Below are 16,452 nucleotides of genomic sequence, written 5' to 3'. Positions count from 1 at the left end.
GGGTTCCTGACGGCGGTGGTGGCGTTCAGCGTCGGGCAGTGGCCGAGGCGCTGAGGTGGTCGAGGGCGGCGCGCACGGCGGCGGCGAGATCGGTGGCGACGGCCAAGCGGGGCATCGCGCCGAGCAGTTCGGCGCGGACGAACCGCTGGACCCGGTCCTCCCCGTCGCACCCGACGACCAGCTCGGTGCGCGAGCGGTGGAGGAACCGCTGCCGGACATCGAGGACCTGCTGCGCGCCGTGCGGGCACCAGAGGAGGACGACGCCGATGCGCCGCAGGTTGTGCTCCTGCCAGCCGGCCGGTGCTCCCGTTCCGGAGTCAGGGTGGGGCGCGGGCTGGGGGTTGAGGACGGTGCCGGTGAAGCCGGCCGCGGCCAGGAGGGCGACGGCGCTGGCCTGCCAGCTGGGTTGGCCGGCACCCGAACCGGCCAGGTACAGCGACGGGTTGCCGTCGGAGCTGTAGTGCTGCGGGTACTCGACCAGCCTCACGGTGCACCGCCGGAATCGGTGGCCGGGCCGGGCCGGGCGAGCAGGAGAACCATGACGACGGCGTGGGTGCGGCTGCGGGCTCCGATGGCGGCGGTGGCCCGCGTGATGACCCGGCCGATGGTGTCCTGGTTGATGCCGGTGATCCGCGCGACGGCGCGCGCCTCGTGGGTGGCGAGCAAGGTGAGCACTTGGTGCTCCTGCGGGGCGAGGTCGGGGAGGTTGCCGGGCAGGGCGGCGCGCAGCTCGATGGTGTCGAGCAAATTGGAGGCGATGAGGTCGGCGATGGCGCGGGTGCGGTCGCTGAGGCCCCGGCGGTGCATCACCCTCGACATCGTGTTGGCGGCGGAGCTGGCGGAGCAGCCGAGCTGTTCGGCGACGCCTTCGTAGGAGTATCCGAGGGCGACGTGCAGAGCGACGCTGTACTCGCGCTCGCTGAGTCCGGCGACGTCCCTGGCGGCCACGCTGAGGGCTCCGGTGCGGCTGAGGAGTGCACGGCGTGCTCCGGCGGCTTGGGCCTCGTGTAACGCCGCGTCCGTGGCGATCACCAGGCAGCTCTCGACCGGAAGGCTGAGCGCACGGGCAGCGGCACGGTAGGAGTTGAGGCCCTGCTCGCGGGACTCACCCGCCGACACGGACGCGGACCATACGTTGGGGACGCGCTGCGTGGTGAGCATGCCGGTCACGTCGAGCCCCAGGCGCTCGGTGACCAGGGCGCAGGGGATCGCCATGGAGCCGGCGCGCATGAGCAACCGCAGCAGTGGTGCGGGGACGGTGGCCGGAATGGGGGCGCCTGCGGCCAGGAGCATGGGTGCGGCCCCGGACAGGCGGGTGACGGGCAGTTCGGCGAGCGTGTTGGCGTCGACGAGGATGCCCGCGCGGTTGATCAGGTGGCGGTCCAGGTCGCGGGCCGCCAGTCCGTCGGCAGGTGGTCGTAAGGTGCTCATCTTCTGTCTGGGGTCGAAGGGGTGCGGCCCGGGCCCGAACGGCCGCCATGGGTGGTGCGGTGGTGCTCAGTCGGTCGGCGGGTGCGGTTTCTCCGCGGTGGGGCCGGATCGGCGCTTGGGCGCGGAGCGTGAGGCGATGAGGCGGTCGGCGACGGCCAGGGTGCCGAAGGCGACGAGGGCGAAGATCGCCAGATAGAGCGGCTGGGCGAGCTTGGTGCGGTGCTGGAGGAGGTAGATGGCGGCGGCCCCGACCTCGACTCCCAGCAGGAAGCAGACCAGCCCGACGGCGATCCGGCCGCTGGTGCGGCGGGTGTTCACGCCGCGTGTCCGCGGGGTGGGATGGCACGGTCGAGTGGTTCGGCGGGCCACGTGGGGTCTATGTCGCTGAGCAGGACCAGTCCGGCCAGGACGCCGGCGATGCTCGCCTGCACCTGGTTGGGCACACCCAGCCAGGCGCGCAGGTCCCTGCCGTAGCCGCGCATCGTGGTGGTCGAGACGCCGAAGTCGGCCGCAAGTTCCGGGGTGGTGCGCCCGCCGACCCAGCCCGCGAGGACCCGCTGAAGGCGGCGCGGGAGCTGAAGTGCGGTGGTGAGCGCGGTGCAGGGCTCGGTGGTGCCGGTGACGATGCCGTGCGCGGCGCCCCAGGCGACGAGCTGCAGCACGGTGCGCGTGCCGGTGGCGGTGAACAGCGCGCGGACGGCGGCGTCGACGTCGGCAGGGGCCAGGGTGAGGGCGGGGTCGGCCGCTATCGTGCGGGTCTGGGACTCGGTGGCGATGTGGACGAGGAGCCGGACGTCACGTTCGGGCAGGTTGTGGGCGGGCAGGGCGGTGGCCATGGCGGCACCTCTGGTGGTCGGCGGGCGGTTCACGGACGGTCAGTTGGCGGGGGAACTGCTGCGGGTGAGGCGGTCCAGCAGGCGGGGGCCGAGGCGGGTGGCTTCGCCGGTGCCGATGACGAGCACCAGGTCGCCGGGCTCGGCGAGGTGGGTGACGAGCTGCTCGACGCCGGGTTCGCACGGGCCCGAGTGGGTCCGGTGGACCCGGTCGGCGCTCAGGGTCGCGGTGGCGGCGGTGGCGACGGCGTCGAGCGGGTCGGGGACGTTCAGCGTGGTCAGCGGGGTGGCGGCCGGCAGCAGTACGGCCTGGTTGGCCTTGGCGAGGGCGGCGCCGAGCTCGGCGGCGTGCGCGCTGGTGCGGGCGATGCCGTCCGGCTCCAGCACCGCGATGACCGAGCCCTCCGTCAGGAGCCGGGCTGCCTCGACGTCCGCGCCGACCTCCTGGGGGTGCCGGGCACGGGACTCGAACACCGTGACGCGCGCCCTGGTGCCGAGTTCGGTGAGGGACCGCTCGACGCCCGCGAAGGCGGTCAGGCGCTCGGCGACCGCCTTGGCGTCCTCGCCGGCGACGAGGGCGGTGGCGATGGCGGCGCAGGCCGCCAGGGCGTGGTGGTCGCCGGCGATCGGCACGATGAATTGGTGCTTCGTGCTCTGGTAGTGGAGTGTGAGGAGGTACTCGCCGCCGAGCCACCGCGGCTTGAGGACCCACACGTCGGCGCTCTCGTCGAGGCCGACGGTGACGACGGTGGGGCCGGGGCGGTCGGTGAGCCTCTCGTGCACGATTCTGGCGCCGGTGTCCCAGGTCGGCAGGACCACGGTGCTCGCGGAGTGGGCGAGGCTGGTGGCGGCGTCCAGGGCTTCGATGTTGTCCGCGAAGTGCGGGGCGTTCGCTGCGACGGCGGCGATCAGCGCCACCGACGGAGACGGCCGCCGGTAGAGGTTCGGGCCGTACGGGCGGTAGTTCCAGGAGCCGGGCGGTGCGGCCTCGTGGGTGCCGGTGTCCGGGCACAGGTCCACGACGAGGCGCTGGCCGCCGCCCTGGCCGCAGGTGCTGCCGACGGCAGGGGCGTTGAGGATCCAGCCGGTTTGGCCGTCGGCCAGGGCTGCGGCCAGAACGGCTGCCGCGGTCGTGGTGCTGTGGCTGCCGCCGACGGAGACCAGTGGATGGCCGAAGTCCTCGCAGAGCATGGCGAGCGCGTGCGCGCGGGCGAGCACCGGCACTCCCAGCGCCTGGGCCCGGTCGAGTTCGGGGTGCGGGGCGACGACGACCCCGGACCACACCACGGCCGTTCGGTCGGTGCGGACGTGCCCGGCGTCGGAGCCGACTGTGAGTTCCACGCCGGCCGCGCGCAGCCGGTCGGCGGCGGGGCTGTTCTGGTGCGCGGGGTCGATGCTGCCGGTGACGTCCAGGCCGCGGGAGGCCAGCCACAGGGCCAGGCCCTCCATGCCGGACTCGGTGGCGCCGACCAGGTGGGTCTTGGCCAGCAGGCCGGGCCCGGTAGGGGCGGGCGTCGCGCTCTTCTTCTGGGGGTGGACGGTGGTGTCCATCAGGGTCTCCGGCATGGTCAGGAACAGGGGTGGGGTGGAACCGGGCCGGTCGCGGGCTCGGGGGTGTGGCTCCGCGACCGGCCCGGGGCTCAGGCCTGGGCGAACCCGCGCGCCAGCTCCGCGTCGGTGACGCGGGCGGCGTGGTGGTCGACTTCCAGGTGGGCGAGCGAGGCCAGGTGGGCGACGACCGGCCCGCCCAGCAGCGACGCGACGACGCGGCTCTCCTCGAACGCCTCGATGCCGTACAAGGGGTCACGGGGCACCATCGGCAGGTCCTCGTCCCAGTCGGCATTGCCGGTGACCGGCTCGCCGAGCTTGAGCTCGCCGGTGATGCCGTGGCGGACGGCGGCCACGGCGGCGGCAAGCGCCAGGTAGGGGTTGGCGTCCGCGCCGGGCAGACGGACCTCCAGGTGCAGACCGCGTCCGTGGCCGACCACCCGCACCGCACAGGAGCGATTGTCCCGCCCCCACGCGAACCGGGACGGCGCGAACGGACCCCCGAGGCGCTTGTAGCTGTTCACGTACGGCGCCCACATCGGCGCGGTGGCGGGCAGCACCTCCAGCAGCCCGGCGACGGCCCGCTCACCCAGTTCCGACAGCGCGTGCGGGTCGTCGGCGCGGGCGAGCAGCGGGTCGCCGTCACGCCAGAGCGACAGGTGCAGGTGCATCCCGGAATCCACCCCAGCCGCCGGGGCCGCCATGAACGTTGCCGCCAGCCCAAGTTGCTCCGCCACCGCCCTGGCGGCGTGCTTGAACAGCACGTGCTGCTCGCAGGCCTCCAGAGCCGGGCCGTACGGGAACGTCACCTCAACCTGTCCCGGCGCGCTCTCCAGCTTCACCGCCTCGACGGGCAGCCCCGCCCCGGCCAGAGCCTGCCGCAGGGACCGCGAGAAGCCGGCCGCCGCGCCCGGCCGATCGAGTGCGTAGTCGCGGTTGTCCCACGTCACCGGGCGCAGCCCGCGCCAGCCAGCCGCCGCTGCGGCGGCGCCTGTGCCCTCGTAGACGACGAACTCGGTCTCGATGCCGACCCGCACCTCGAAGCCGAGGCCCTCGAGCTGGTCGAGCTGTGTGTCCAGGACGGTGGCCGGGGCCAGCGGGTGCGGTCGGTCGCCGTCGACGGGACTGGCGAACACCACGGCGGTGCCCGGTTCCCATGGGATCACGCGGGCGCGGTCGAGGTCGGGCACCAAAGAGGTGTCGCCGAAGCCGGACTCCCACGAGAACTCACCTGTGGCCTGGGGCGTCATTCCCAGGTCCGTGCCGAGCACGTACCCGCACATCTCCGGGCGGAGCCCCCCTGACGCCAGACGCTCCAGCAGCACGGAGGCGTCGTACTCCTTGCCCTTGAGCCGTCCTTGTGGATCGACGGCCGCCAGCATCACGGTGTCGAGGCCGAAGGCCTCCGCCAGCTCCGCCAGCTGGCCGACCGGTTCGATGGTCCGGGTGGAGCGGTTCGGCAGAGGGCGGGTGGTGCGCATCGTGGGCCTCATACGATCTGCTCCTCGATCTCGGCCAGGTGCGGGTCCTCGACGACCGGGACGGAGAACCGCTTGCCGGCCAGCCGCCACCACAGCGCCGCCAGTGCCAGGACCACCAGCAGGGTGATGGGTGCGTAGTTGAACGTCTCGGCGTTCACGGGGTAGCGCTGGGGCAGGCACACGAGCACGGTCAGCACGACCACCCACGCCACGGCGGCGATCCCCACGGGACGGCTCCACCGGCCGAGGTGCCATGGTCCCGGGACGAACCGGTCCCGCTGCCGTAGCCGCAGGTAGACGGGGATGATGTACGAGGGCGTCATCCCGATCACATTCACCGCGGTGACCGCCCCGTATGCCGCCGCGTTCCACATGGACGGCACTGCCAGCACGAACGCCACCGACACCGACAACCACACGGCTGCCACCGGGACCCGGTTGGGTGACACCCGGCGCCACGTGGCCGAGCCGGGCAGGGCGTTGTCCCGCGAGAAGGCGTAGACCATCCGCGAACACGCAGTGACCTCGGCCGAGCCGCAGAACAGCTGGGCACCGATCACGATCAGCAGCAGCGCCTTGGCGCCGGTCGTTCCGAGAGCGTCCAGGAACACCTGCGCGGGCGGCACGTCCGCAGCGGCGGCGCCTGCGTAGTCCTGGACCGCGAACAGCATGCCGGCCAGCAGTACGAACCCGGCGATCAGGGAGATCCAGATCGAGCGGACGATGCCCTGCGGCGCGGAGACCCGCGCGTTCGTGGTCTCTTCACTCAAGTGAGCGGAAGCGTCGTAGCCGCAGAAGGTGTAGCCCGCGAGCAGCAGGCCGACCGCCGAGACGTAGATCGGGTTCGACCAGCCGGTTTCGTTGGCGAAGTGCCCGAAGACGAAGGAAGCCGACTGGTGGTGGGAGGGGACGACCGCGAGTACACCGACGATCACCAGCACGCCCAGCAGATGCCACCACACCGAGATGCTGTTGAGCGCGCTCACCACGCGCACGGCGAAGACGTTCAGCAGGGCGTGGAGCAACAGCACCCCGGCGAAGATCTCCAGGATCAGGCCCGGAGACGCCTGGACTCCCCACTGCAGGTCGGCGAACGCGGCCATGAACGAGGCGGCGCCGTAGTCGATTCCGGCGATCCCGCCCAATAGGCCCAGAAGATTCAGCCAGCCGGTGCCCCACGCCCAGCGCGGGCCGCCCAGCCGCAGCGCCATGTAGTAGAGGCCGCCGCTGGTCGGGTAGGCGGACGTCACCTCGGCCAGGGCCATGCCGACCAGCAGCACGGCCAGGCCGACGCCGAGCCAGCCCCACATCATGACGACGGGGCCGCCACTGACGAGCCCGAACCCGAACAGCGTCATACACCCGGACAGCACGCTGATGACCGTGAGGGAGATGGCAAGGTTCCCGAAGCCGCCCATCCTGCGCACCAGTTCGGGCTTGATCCCGAGCAGCTGCAGATGGTCGTCGTCCTCGTGGGCGAGAGGGATGCGGTCAGAGCGCGGCATGAGGAAATCTCCGGAGGAAGAAGGACAGTGGTGTAGGCCCCCGGCACCTAGCCAGGGAGTGGGCAAGGGGTCAGCGGGTGGCCGCCATCGACTGGGCCAGGGCCTCGCGGAGGACCGCGTCCGGGCGATCGCCGACGCTCACCCACGGCTGAGAGGAGATGAAGGGTGCCATGGACGCGAACACCTCGGCAGCCTGCGCGCGGCATCGGGTCGCCCAGAGCGCGTGCGCCAGGTGGCTCTCATCCACCAGAGGCCACCGGCCCTGTTCGCCGGGCGCCGCACGCCAGTTCTCGTAGGCCCGCAGCACCGTGGCGCGGACCTGCTCGTTCTTCGTCCACCGCAGCCGCGCCCGCTCCTTGTCCCTGCGCTCGGCCCGCCGGTAAAGGTCGACATACAGGTACAGCGGCAGGGCATGCAGAGGCGAGCCCGTCGGCGCACCCGGCAGGAACGCCGCCAGGAAGTCGCTCGCGGAGCCGCCGTCACCCTGGGCGAGCCAGAATCGGAGCAGCCGGTGGAAGGCTTCGCGGTTCCACGGATCCGCCCGTCGGACCTGGGCGAGGAGCCCCCACGGCCCGGGCGGGAGCATCTGGTCGGGCGCCGAAATCCGGTGCTCCGGACGGGACTGGGAGAGATCCAGCTGCGCCAGGGCGAGCATGCAAATCCAGGGCACCGGATCGTCGGCGAGTGTGGCGGCAGCGTCCCAGCACAGTTGCCGGGCCGACTGTTCCAGGCCGGCAACCACCCGCGGATCCGTCGGCTGCACACCGGTCAGGAGCGCCCGCTCCACGGCCACCCGTGCCAGCAGCGTCACCAGCCCGGTGCTGTCCGGGGCCTCGGCATACCAGTAGTCGAGCACGTTGGTCCGCGCGGCAACGGCGGCCAGGACCTGGGTACGACCGGTCCACAGCGGCCAGCTGCCCCACGAGCTCGCCAGCACCGCACGGGCAGCCATCCATCGTCCCTGCTGCAACTCCTCAACAGCCACACGAAGGTCGCCGTCGTGGCCCGCAGGGTGCTGGACGAACCGACCAGGATCAAGGGCGAATGCAGTGTCCATGGCCGGGTCCTTCCTGGAGGGGATGCCGATCGCGCCCGGAACAAGGGCGGAAGGGCTGAGCAAATCCGAGGGCCCGGCGCCTGCGTGATGGCCGGGTCCGATCGGCGCTGCCGAATCTTGGGCGGGTCATACGGAACCACCAGCCAAAGCCCGTGCGACAGTGCAGACTTGTTGCATCGTGTGGCGTTGATGTTGAAAATCTGCCCATGACCTGCGAAGTCGGCGGACAATCTTTCTCTGGGGGAGCGCGATGACGCGATGGGGACGGCTTGCCGCGCTGCGCAGGGCTGCCGGCTACACCCAGGAACAGCTTGCGACGTTGATGGATGTGGACCGCACAACAGTCCACCGATGGGAGAACGGCAAAGCGACACCGCAGCCGTGGCAAATGCCGAAGCTCGCCCGACTGCTGAAGATCTCCCGGGACGAGTTGCGCTCCACACTCCTCGAGAACCCGGACGCCGACCACGCGCCGAAAACAGGAACAGAAGCACGGCGAGACGAGTCGGCGGCGGCCACGCTTTCGCTACCGGGACCAGGTATGACCGGGCAAGGGGCCGCTTCCAACGCCGGCGATGCCGGACTGCGCCTTGCCACGGTAGACGCGCTGGTCAGCGACTGGGCATCCGTCAACTCGGGAGCTCCGCTTGCCACCATGTCGCTGTGGGTCACAGAAGAAGACGTCGTTGTCGCCGAGGGAGTGCTCGGTATGTTCCGCCAGCTCGACCACACGCATGGGGCCCGGCAGCATTGGCGGCAGGTGAGCTCCTACATCGACAACGAACTCGAAGCCCTGCTCCGCCGGCCCGCCGCCGACGAACAGGCAGCGCGCCAACGCGCCAGGCTCACGGTCGGGTTCTGCGAGCTTGCCGGATATCAGGCCGTCGACATCGGCAACCCCGACCGGGCCCAGGAGTACTACCAGCGAGCCCTGGCCCTGACGACCGCGACAGGCGACCAGGCGTACGGTGCCTACCTGGTGGCCGTGAACCTCGGGCACCTCGCCCTGCACTGCGGGAATCCGGAGATCGCCCTGCGCTGGGCCTCCTCCGCCCACGCTGCGGCCGGTACCGCCGCGAGCCCGGCCACTCGGGCGGCCATCACCGCCGTCGTCGCCCGCGCGAACGCCAGGATGCACAGGGAGAGCGAGGCGACCCGGCTGATCCTCGAAGCCGAGAAGCTGCTCGACGCAGCCAGCGTGGACGACGAACCCACCTGGATCCGCTACTTCACCCACGCCTACCTCGCGGATGAGGCCGCACACTGCCTCCACGACCTCGGCCGTGCGCCGGACGCCAGAATCCAGATCGCCGACGCCCTCGACGGCGTAGGCAAGGACAAGGTCCGCCGACGCGCGATCGACGCCGCCCTGCTCGCCTCCACCTGGCTGCGCAGCGGGAACGTCGACCGGGCGTGCGCGGTCGGCCGGGAAGCCGTCGCCTACACCGCTAGGACAGGGTCAGGCCGGTGCGTTCAGCGGGTGGCCGGCCTCCTGGCCGACCTGCAGATCCATGCCGACTACCTTCCGGTCCGGGAACTGCGCGAGTTCGCCCGGGCCGTGCTGCCGGAAGCCGATAGGTTGGCGATCACGCTGGCAGGCGGCTCATGATGCTCCGGTAGAAGTCGAGTTCGGCGCGGAGCGCCTGCTCCCGCGCCGAGGGCGCCGACAGGTAGTGGTCGCCGTCCTCCAACAGCAGGCTGCCGTGGTCACCGCTCTGGCCGACCAGCTCCTCGGCCAAGCGCATAGCCTCCTCCGCGGACGTGATCGTGTCGGCCGAGCCGTGGATCACCAGCACGGGGCAGCGGATCCGCTCAGGCTTCACCGCACCGGCCGGGCCTCGCAGCGCAGCTGCGTGCGGACGCTGGAACGCCGGAACGGACAGCTCCCACCGTGCGGGGTCGGTGATCGCCGAGATGGCTGTCGCGGCAGTGAACGGTCCCGGACGGCATGCCGCCTGGAGCGCCGTGTAGCCGCCGGCGCTCGCCCCGCTGACGAACACCGCTCCAGGAGTCGCCTGGCCGATCGTCAGGAGATGTTCTGCGACGGCCGCGCAGTCGTCGACGTCGTAGGTGCCCCAGTGGCCGTGTAGCGACTGCCGGAAGGCGCGTCCCTGACCCGTGCTGCCTCGGTAGAGAACTTCGGCGACGGTGAAGCCGTGGCTGACGAAGTACTGAGTACCCCAGTCCAGCCGTAGGGGGACGTCGTCCGTCGGGCCGGGATGGGCCCGCACGAGGAGAGGACCGGGTCGCGTGTCTCCGGGCGGCAGGTGCAGCAGGAAGCGCACCGGCCCGCCCGGACCCGCGATGGTCTCGACCGACGGAGGAACCGGCGTCCAGGGCACAGGGAACTCGGAGGCCTTGCCCACCGGGGAGGCCAGGGAGTCCGTCTGCGCGGCCAGATCGACCCACCAGATGGCTGGCGGGCTGCTTGCCGTGGAGCCGACCACGGCCAGGAGGCTGCCGTCGACGGCGACGTACGGCTTCACGGACGTGAGATTCGAGCCGAGCCGTCGCCGACGGCCCTTGGCGTCGACGGCGAGCAGCTCGGTGGCGAACCCGTCCATCACCGTCAGTACGACGGTGCCGTCGGCGGTGAAACCGTAGGACTGGTAGCCGCCTTCCCAGGGCGCAGGCGCGCAGTCCGCCTCGATGGGCGCGACCGCCTCCACCACGCCATCGCGTAGCCGGTACAGGTTCCACCACCCTGTCCGGTCCGACATGAAGTACAGCAGGCCGTCCGGCCCCCAGGACGGTTGCACCGCCGACTCCCCGGGGCCGCCCGCGACAACGCGAGTCGGCCCGACGGTGTCCGACCGGATGTCGGCCAGCACGAGGCGAGTGCTGTCCCACGGCATCTGGTCGCGCTGCCACTCCACGTACGCCAGGGTGCCCGCCGCCAGCCGAGGGGAGCCGAGGAAGTCGCGGGAGCGAACCAGGACCCGGGTCTGCCCGGCCCGGGACACGGCGATGATCTCGTCCACGGCGTCGTTCCCGCGAACCGCGAGCAGACCGCCGCCCGGTGCCGGAGCCAGCTCTCCGTACTGCGCGGACCCGACGACAGAGTCGAGCCGCTCGGGCATGCGGCCAGCTGCTTGCCGGAGGAGGGAACCGTCGTCATCGACGAACCACACTTCCTCCGATGTCACCGCGAAGGCGCCGCCGCCGTAGGCATGGAGCTGACCTCCGACCGAGAAGCCGGGGGGCGTCACCACGACGACTGTGCCCGACCGGTCGGCGCGCATGACCCGACGGCATCCGCCGTGATCGGGATCCGACTGCAACCACCACAGTGAGCCCGACGCCGACCGGAGCTCGTCGTACGCCACCACCTTCCGGGCCACCCAGTTGGGCGAGAGCCCGAAGCTCTCGGTCATACGGTCGCGTCCTCTCGGCCGGCCTACTGGCTGCTCGTAGGCTACCCGCCGTCTGGAGAGCCACCGCACCCGGCCGGGCGCCGAGAAAGCGCCCGAGCCAACGGCGGTGGTCCTCCAGTGGGGGAGCACTCGACGACGGGCGGCGTGAGCCCTCGAAGATCAGTTGGACGCAGGCTTGGGGGAGTACCGCAGCAGCACGACGTCGCCGATCGTCCGGGCTTCCAGAAGCATCATCCGCCGGCTGCTGCCGCCGGGGTAGTTCGCCGGGTGAAGGAAGCGGGGTGCGGCGGCGTCGCCGACGAGCAGCGGAGCGATGGCGAGGTGGATCTCGTCGGCCAGCCCTTGGGAGAGGAACTGGGTGTGGATCTTGCCACCGCCCTCGACCATGAGGCGTTCGACCCCGCGGGTAGCGAGGTCGTCGAGCAGTGCGCCAAAGTCGACGGTGGGGCCGGTGCTGACGACGTCGGCAAGGCCGTCGAGCGTCTCCCGGAGCTTCGGTGCGGCAGCGTCAGTGGTGTAGACGACCTTCTTGTCGCCGAAGTGCCAGAACTTGAGGTCCCGACCCAGGTCGCCGCTGGCGGAGATGGTGACCTTGAGCGGGTACTCGGGCTTGCCAGCCGCGATCCGGTCGGCCCGGCGCTTGTCGCTGTTGACCAGCAGCCGCGGGTTGTCGCTGCGCAGGGTGTTGCCACCGATGAGGATGGCGTCGGATTCGGCGCGGACCTGGTCGACGCGGTCGAAGTCCTCGGCATTCGACAGCAGTAGACGTTCGGGGGAGGCGTCGTCGATGTGACCGTCGACGGAGGTTGCGACGCTCAGCAGGACGAAGGGGCGGGAGGCCATCAGCGGGTCCGTTCTCTCGAGGCGACAAGGACTCTGATCACACTTCATGGAGCAGGACGCTGTCGAGCGCCTGCCGGAACTGGGTGACTTCGGGCACGCGATCACACCTTTGCAGTAGTGCGTCGAGGCGCGCCAGTTCGGTGAGGATCCGGGCGGATCCGGTGGTCGTCGCAATCGACAACGCCGAGTACGCGGTTGTGGCGGCGTGCTCGGGGCCGTCGGCGTGGAACTGGGCGATGGCCGAGCGGGCGAGGTAGACGCCGCGGTCGCGCTGGTAGGTCGCGGGCAGGGCCCGGATCGCCTTCTCGAACCCGGACGTCGCCTCGCGGTGGCGGCCCAGTAGCGACAACGACTGTGCGCGCTGGGCCTCCACGTACGCCTCGTTGAGCCAGCGGCCTCGGCCAAACGGTGCCTCGGGCGGTTTGGCGAGCAGCGCGAGAGCCTGGTCGAAGGCGTACTGGGCTGTCCGTTCGTCGCCGAGCAACGCGTGTCCGTGCGCTGTGTACACCGCACCCATGGCACTCAGCCGACTTCCCGCGCCGGCCATGCGCTGGGCGGAGGCGCCGAGGTCGATGGCCTCGATCGAGTCCTGCATGTCGCCGGCGAGCTGGGACTTGCGGGCCATGATGTAGGCGGACAGGTCCTGGTCTCCGGAGGCGCTCGCCCAGTCGACGGCGCGGTCCGCCCAGTACTGGGCGGCAAGGTGGTCGCCGCTGTCCTGGTACAACCAGCTGCAGAACTCGGCGTACTCGGCTTGCACTTGCAGCAGGTCATGCCGGTCCCGGCCGGACGCCTCGCGGCGAAGGTGCTGGATGAGGCGGACCTGCTCCTGCGCCCTGGCGACAACCTCGCGAGGCCCGAGGACGTTGTCGCACTCGACGAGCGACCTGCGAAGGGACCTCATGTTCTCGACCGGGTGGATGTCCGGCGAGAGGGCAGGCGGGGTTGCCTGGATATCGGGTGCCGCGAGACCCGACGGAGCCGTGACGCCCGCAGCACCGGTGACGCCCCGCAGCAGGGCTCTACGCGGCACGGCCACGAAGATGATCCTCCCGTCTGCGGTCCGGCAGCCTACCCGGGCGCCGCCGTCCATGAGCGTCATCGAAGCGGCGCCGACTGCAGCGCCAGCTGTGTACCCGTCGCGGCCGGGCGTGTTCCATTCCGGCATCGTGACACGCTGAACGGCTCCACTGGGCAGCGAGGCTCCAAGCGCCGACGCCGTGTTGGCGGCCGGTACATCCTGCTCGAGAGGTGCCAGCAGCGCGGCGAGTTCGCTCGTGATAACCCCCAGCAGTCTGGCGAGCTTCGCCATCTGCCACGGGCGTGGGAGAGCGGAACCGCGCTCCCACCGGCCGACCGTCGTGCGGTCGACCCCCATCGCGGCCGCCAGGGACTCCTGCGTGAACCCCGCGCTCGCGCGTTGCGCGATGAACCGGTCGCGCCTAGTCGCCATAACCCACCCCCTGCCGCGCCGTGACTTTGTCGGTTGCATAAGTTGCCAGGCCAGACGCGGGTTTGCCACATGAATGCCTCATCGGTGCATCAATTCTGCTCTGTTCAAAGCTCATTCGCAGCGATTCCCTGGGGTCTCGCCGGAGGCACGAGTGCCGGCGCGCCGACCCGGCGCATCGAGAGGAGGTCTGCAATGTCCTACGACCACTGATCTTGATCGTCGGGCTGGGGCGGGAGCACGCAGCCCTGGCCCGACGCCAGAAGCCACGGAACGCTCTGGAGCCGCGAGGAGAGTTGATGCCGTCCCTGACGATGTACAACCCGCTGGACCCGGCGACGTTGGAGGACCCCTACCCGGTACTCGCCGCACTGCGCGAAGCCACGCCGGTGTTCTGGCATGAGGGCATGCGGTCGTGGACGCTGACCCGCTACACGGATTGCGTCGCTGTGCTGCGCGACCACCAACGCTTCGCCCGCGACCGCCGCCGCACGGGCGCCCTGGTGCCGGAGCCGAGCCTGAGCGTGCAGTCGCTGGATCCACCTGACCAGGCTCTGGTGCGCTCGCTGTTCATGAACGCGCTGCGCGCCCAGGACCTTCGAGCGATCGAGGAGCGTGGCCGCCGCCTACTGGCCGCACGCTTCGAAGAGCTCACCGGTGAGGGCCCCTTCGATGTGATGGTCGAGATCGCGGCGCCACTCGCGCTCGCCGTCATCTCGGATCTCCTCGGAGTGGAGCAGCCTGACCTCCATTCCTTCGCCGAGATCTCTGACCGGATCATGCGAAGCATGGACGCGGGCCTCGATCCGAGTCTCGCCGAGCCGGGCCAAGTCGCCCGGCAGCAATTGACCGCTCTTGTGGAGTCCTGGTTCACCGTCAGCAGCCGACCGGGGCTTCTGGCCCACGTCCGCCAGCACGCCGATCCGGCCGGCGGCGCCGACCTCGACCTGTTCGTCCGCAACACAGCCCGGGTCATGTTCCAGGGCGGCTACAGCACCATGGTTGCCGCCCTCGGCAACGCCGTGCACACCCTCCTGCGGTACCCCGACGCCCTGGAACAGATGGCCGACCCCAACCTGCTGCGCAGCGGAGTGGACGAGCTGGTCCGGTTCGACGGACCGGTGCAGGGCACCAGCAGGATCGCCACCGAAGACTGCGAGATAGGCGGTACCGCAGTGCGGGCGGGAGAGACCGTACTGGCGCTGTTCGCCGCCGCGAACCACGACCCGGAGCACTTCCCCAAGCCGGATCAGCTGGTGCTGGACCGTGCGCCCAACCGGCACCTTGGATTCGGCTGGGGCACCCATTCCTGCATCGGTACGGTCCCTGCCCAGGCCGCCCTGCGTGTCCTGGTGCACGCCCTCCTCGACCACCCGGCCCGCCTGCGCGCAGCGGGAGCACCGGTGCGGCGCCGCACCGCGACGATGCGCGTCTTCGACCGGTTTCCGGTCGTCTTCGGCGCGTGATCGCTCCCCCGCCGCCCCGGCGGCAGTCGCACGTCCCTCGTGACCTGGAGTGCCCTGATGAGAGTTCTGATCGGCAACCACATCGATCCCGCCATCCGCGACCGCGGTGACCTGCGAGCCTGGACCCAGCGTCTGCTGTGGTTCGCCCAGGACGGGGACCTGATCGTGCTCTGCGATGCCCCCGATCCGCAGTTCCTGGCCTACGTCACCGCGCTGACCGGTGTGGACCCGGCGAGCCTGAACGTGCTCATCACTCCGCCCGGACGCTTCGGTGGCCGCCTGCTCGACCCAGACGCCCTGACCAGTCCTCAGTTCCTCGACGCGGCACGCGAGGCGCTCACCGCCGCCAGTGGTCGGCTCGTGGAGGAGGTGTTCGCGCTGTGGCCGTCCGCTTCCGTGGCCCGCTTCGCCGCAGCCCTCGGCATGGCCAATCGGTTCCCCGGTGCCGCGTTCTTCGCCCAGGGCGGTGGAGAGCTCGGCAACAACAAGGCCGTCTTCCGGGCGCTCGCCGCCGGGGCTGGCGTGCCGATCGCCCCCGGCGCGGTGTGTCGCAGCGTGAGCGAGGCGATCGACGCGACCTACACCCTGCTCAGCAGCGCTGGGGCGGTCGTGGTCAAGCAGGCCCACAACGGAGCCGGCGTCGGCAACCAGCTCCTGGTCCGCGACCCGATGCTGGCCGTGGACCACGTCGGCGCCCGACACCTCCACCAGCTCGACCCCAGGCCGGACGCGATCGATGCGTATTGGCAGCAGCGCTGGGACTGGGCCAGTGGTGAGGGCCACTTCCCCGTCGTCGTCGAGGAGTTCACCCCCAACGCGACCTCCCTCTACTCCGAGCACTACGCCGCTGACACCGGCACCCGTCCCACCGAGATGGGCACCCTGCTGTACGTCGGCCGGCGGCTGAGCCACCAGATCATCCCCCTGCGCGACGTGGACGACAAGGTCCGCGCCCAGCTCCTGGACGGCGGAACCCGCCTGGCCGAGACCTGGCGGGCACTCGGCTACCGCGGTCACCTCAGCGCCGACGCGATCGCCACCCCGGACGGCCGCGTGCTGTTCACCGAGGTCAACGCGCAAGTCTCCGGCTCACTGCACATCTACCAGGTCATCGCTCACCGCATCGTCGACACGTCCGCCCTGCCCGAACGATCCGTTGTCGAGTACCACGTCCCCCCGACCTGGTCCGTCCCCGACGCCGACAGCTTCTTCACGGCCCTCACCGAGCTCGGCTGCGCCTGGGATGCCGGCAGCCGCACCGGCGTCATCGTCTCAATGCCGATCGTCCCGCTCCAGCCGGGTCTTGCGCAGTTCGTGTTCTGCCTCGCCTACGCCACCGAAGCCGACCGCCAGGCCGTCTGGGAACGCTTGAACGCCCGCTTCGCGACGGTGCCCGAGAGCGCATACAGCGCCAGCGACCACGTCGGTATCCCCGCGCACTTCGCGTCCTGAGTGCCGCCGCCA

14 protein-coding genes are annotated in these 16,452 nt (G+C 70.9%); 3 read left to right on the top strand and 11 right to left on the bottom strand.

From position 1 onward, the window contains the following. Nucleotides 1-25: 25 nt before the first annotated feature. From ACIRYZ_RS15110 to ACIRYZ_RS15075, 8 genes are all read right to left on the bottom strand, one after another. Complete coding sequence (locus ACIRYZ_RS15110; protein WP_402943884.1) at nt 26-487, bottom strand: hypothetical protein; 462 nt, start codon at nt 485-487, stop codon at nt 26-28. Beyond that, entirely contained in the window at nt 484-1,431 is a 948-nt protein-coding gene (locus ACIRYZ_RS15105) for a hypothetical protein (protein ID WP_402943881.1), read from the bottom strand. The genes ACIRYZ_RS15110 and ACIRYZ_RS15105 overlap by 4 nt, the downstream gene beginning before the upstream one ends. Before the next feature lie 66 nt (nt 1,432-1,497). Next, nucleotides 1,498-1,749, bottom strand: coding sequence for a hypothetical protein (locus tag ACIRYZ_RS15100; protein WP_402943878.1), 252 nt, complete (start codon nt 1,747-1,749; stop codon nt 1,498-1,500). After that, nucleotides 1,746-2,267 (bottom strand): hypothetical protein, encoded by a 522-nt coding sequence (locus tag ACIRYZ_RS15095; RefSeq protein WP_402943876.1) that lies wholly within the window; start codon nt 2,265-2,267, stop codon nt 1,746-1,748. The genes ACIRYZ_RS15100 and ACIRYZ_RS15095 overlap by 4 nt, the downstream gene beginning before the upstream one ends. A gap of 39 nt (nt 2,268-2,306) precedes the next feature. Next, nucleotides 2,307-3,830 carry a Mur ligase domain-containing protein gene (locus ACIRYZ_RS15090; RefSeq protein WP_402943873.1) on the bottom strand — a complete coding sequence of 508 codons (1,524 nt, stop codon included), beginning with the start codon at nt 3,828-3,830 and terminating at the stop codon, nt 2,307-2,309. Nucleotides 3,831-3,904: 74 nt separating this feature from the next. Continuing rightward, nucleotides 3,905-5,305 (bottom strand): glutamine synthetase family protein, encoded by a 1,401-nt coding sequence (locus ACIRYZ_RS15085; protein ID WP_402943870.1) that lies wholly within the window; start codon nt 5,303-5,305, stop codon nt 3,905-3,907. Then, nucleotides 5,302-6,798 carry an amino acid permease gene (locus ACIRYZ_RS15080; RefSeq protein WP_402943868.1) on the bottom strand — a complete coding sequence of 499 codons (1,497 nt, stop codon included), beginning with the start codon at nt 6,796-6,798 and terminating at the stop codon, nt 5,302-5,304. Before ACIRYZ_RS15080 ends, ACIRYZ_RS15085 begins: the two co-directional genes overlap by 4 nt. 70 nt (nt 6,799-6,868) lie before the next feature. Continuing rightward, nucleotides 6,869-7,783: a hypothetical protein gene (locus ACIRYZ_RS15075; RefSeq protein WP_402943866.1), complete on the bottom strand. Its 915-nt coding sequence runs from the start codon at nt 7,781-7,783 to the stop codon at nt 6,869-6,871. Nucleotides 7,784-8,105: 322 nt separating this feature from the next. On the opposite strand from ACIRYZ_RS15075, the gene ACIRYZ_RS15070 reads away from it, so the two are divergent. After that, nucleotides 8,106-9,464: a helix-turn-helix transcriptional regulator gene (locus ACIRYZ_RS15070; RefSeq protein WP_402943864.1), complete on the top strand. Its 1,359-nt coding sequence runs from the start codon at nt 8,106-8,108 to the stop codon at nt 9,462-9,464. Here ACIRYZ_RS15070 and ACIRYZ_RS15065 read toward each other — a convergent pair. From ACIRYZ_RS15065 to ACIRYZ_RS15055, 3 genes are all read right to left on the bottom strand, one after another. Further along, entirely contained in the window at nt 9,442-10,935 is a 1,494-nt protein-coding gene (locus ACIRYZ_RS15065) for a S9 family peptidase (protein ID WP_402943862.1), read from the bottom strand. The genes ACIRYZ_RS15070 and ACIRYZ_RS15065 overlap by 23 nt on opposite strands. Before the next feature lie 453 nt (nt 10,936-11,388). Then, nucleotides 11,389-12,072, bottom strand: a complete 684-nt coding sequence (locus tag ACIRYZ_RS15060) for a RibD family protein (protein WP_402943859.1) — start codon at nt 12,070-12,072, stop codon at nt 11,389-11,391. Nucleotides 12,073-12,109: 37 nt separating this feature from the next. Next, nucleotides 12,110-13,525: a helix-turn-helix transcriptional regulator gene (locus ACIRYZ_RS15055; protein ID WP_402943856.1), complete on the bottom strand. Its 1,416-nt coding sequence runs from the start codon at nt 13,523-13,525 to the stop codon at nt 12,110-12,112. Nucleotides 13,526-13,821: 296 nt separating this feature from the next. On the opposite strand from ACIRYZ_RS15055, the gene ACIRYZ_RS15050 reads away from it, so the two are divergent. Both ACIRYZ_RS15050 and ACIRYZ_RS15045 read left to right on the top strand, forming a co-directional pair. Further along, nucleotides 13,822-14,988, top strand: a complete 1,167-nt coding sequence (locus ACIRYZ_RS15050; protein ID WP_402943855.1) for a cytochrome P450 — start codon at nt 13,822-13,824, stop codon at nt 14,986-14,988. Nucleotides 14,989-15,045: 57 nt separating this feature from the next. Beyond that, the gene (locus ACIRYZ_RS15045; RefSeq protein ID WP_402943852.1) at nt 15,046-16,440 is read left to right on the top strand and encodes a hypothetical protein; all 1,395 of its coding nucleotides are present in this window, start codon (nt 15,046-15,048) and stop codon (nt 16,438-16,440) included. Nucleotides 16,441-16,452: the final 12 nt, after the last annotated feature.

The sequence above is a fragment of the Kitasatospora sp. NPDC101155 genome (assembly GCF_044768305.1).
In the GTDB taxonomy this organism is placed as follows: domain Bacteria; phylum Actinomycetota; class Actinomycetes; order Streptomycetales; family Streptomycetaceae; genus Kitasatospora.
This window is presented reverse-complemented; position numbering and strand designations above follow the sequence as displayed.

Coding starts and splice junctions, on each gene's coding strand:
- ACIRYZ_RS15105 (WP_402943881.1), bottom strand. CDS start 1,431: ATGAGCACCTTACGACCACCTGCCGACGGACTGGCGGCCCGCGACCTG.
- ACIRYZ_RS15095 (WP_402943876.1), bottom strand. CDS start 2,267: ATGGCCACCGCCCTGCCCGCCCACAACCTGCCCGAACGTGACGTCCGG.
- ACIRYZ_RS15090 (WP_402943873.1), bottom strand. CDS start 3,830: ATGCCGGAGACCCTGATGGACACCACCGTCCACCCCCAGAAGAAGAGC.
- ACIRYZ_RS15085 (WP_402943870.1), bottom strand. CDS start 5,305: ATGAGGCCCACGATGCGCACCACCCGCCCTCTGCCGAACCGCTCCACC.
- ACIRYZ_RS15080 (WP_402943868.1), bottom strand. CDS start 6,798: ATGCCGCGCTCTGACCGCATCCCTCTCGCCCACGAGGACGACGACCAT.
- ACIRYZ_RS15070 (WP_402943864.1), top strand. CDS start 8,106: ATGACGCGATGGGGACGGCTTGCCGCGCTGCGCAGGGCTGCCGGCTAC.
- ACIRYZ_RS15065 (WP_402943862.1), bottom strand. CDS start 10,935: ATGCCCGAGCGGCTCGACTCTGTCGTCGGGTCCGCGCAGTACGGAGAG.
- ACIRYZ_RS15060 (WP_402943859.1), bottom strand. CDS start 12,072: ATGGCCTCCCGCCCCTTCGTCCTGCTGAGCGTCGCAACCTCCGTCGAC.
- ACIRYZ_RS15055 (WP_402943856.1), bottom strand. CDS start 13,525: ATGGCGACTAGGCGCGACCGGTTCATCGCGCAACGCGCGAGCGCGGGG.
- ACIRYZ_RS15050 (WP_402943855.1), top strand. CDS start 13,822: ATGCCGTCCCTGACGATGTACAACCCGCTGGACCCGGCGACGTTGGAG.
- ACIRYZ_RS15045 (WP_402943852.1), top strand. CDS start 15,046: ATGAGAGTTCTGATCGGCAACCACATCGATCCCGCCATCCGCGACCGC.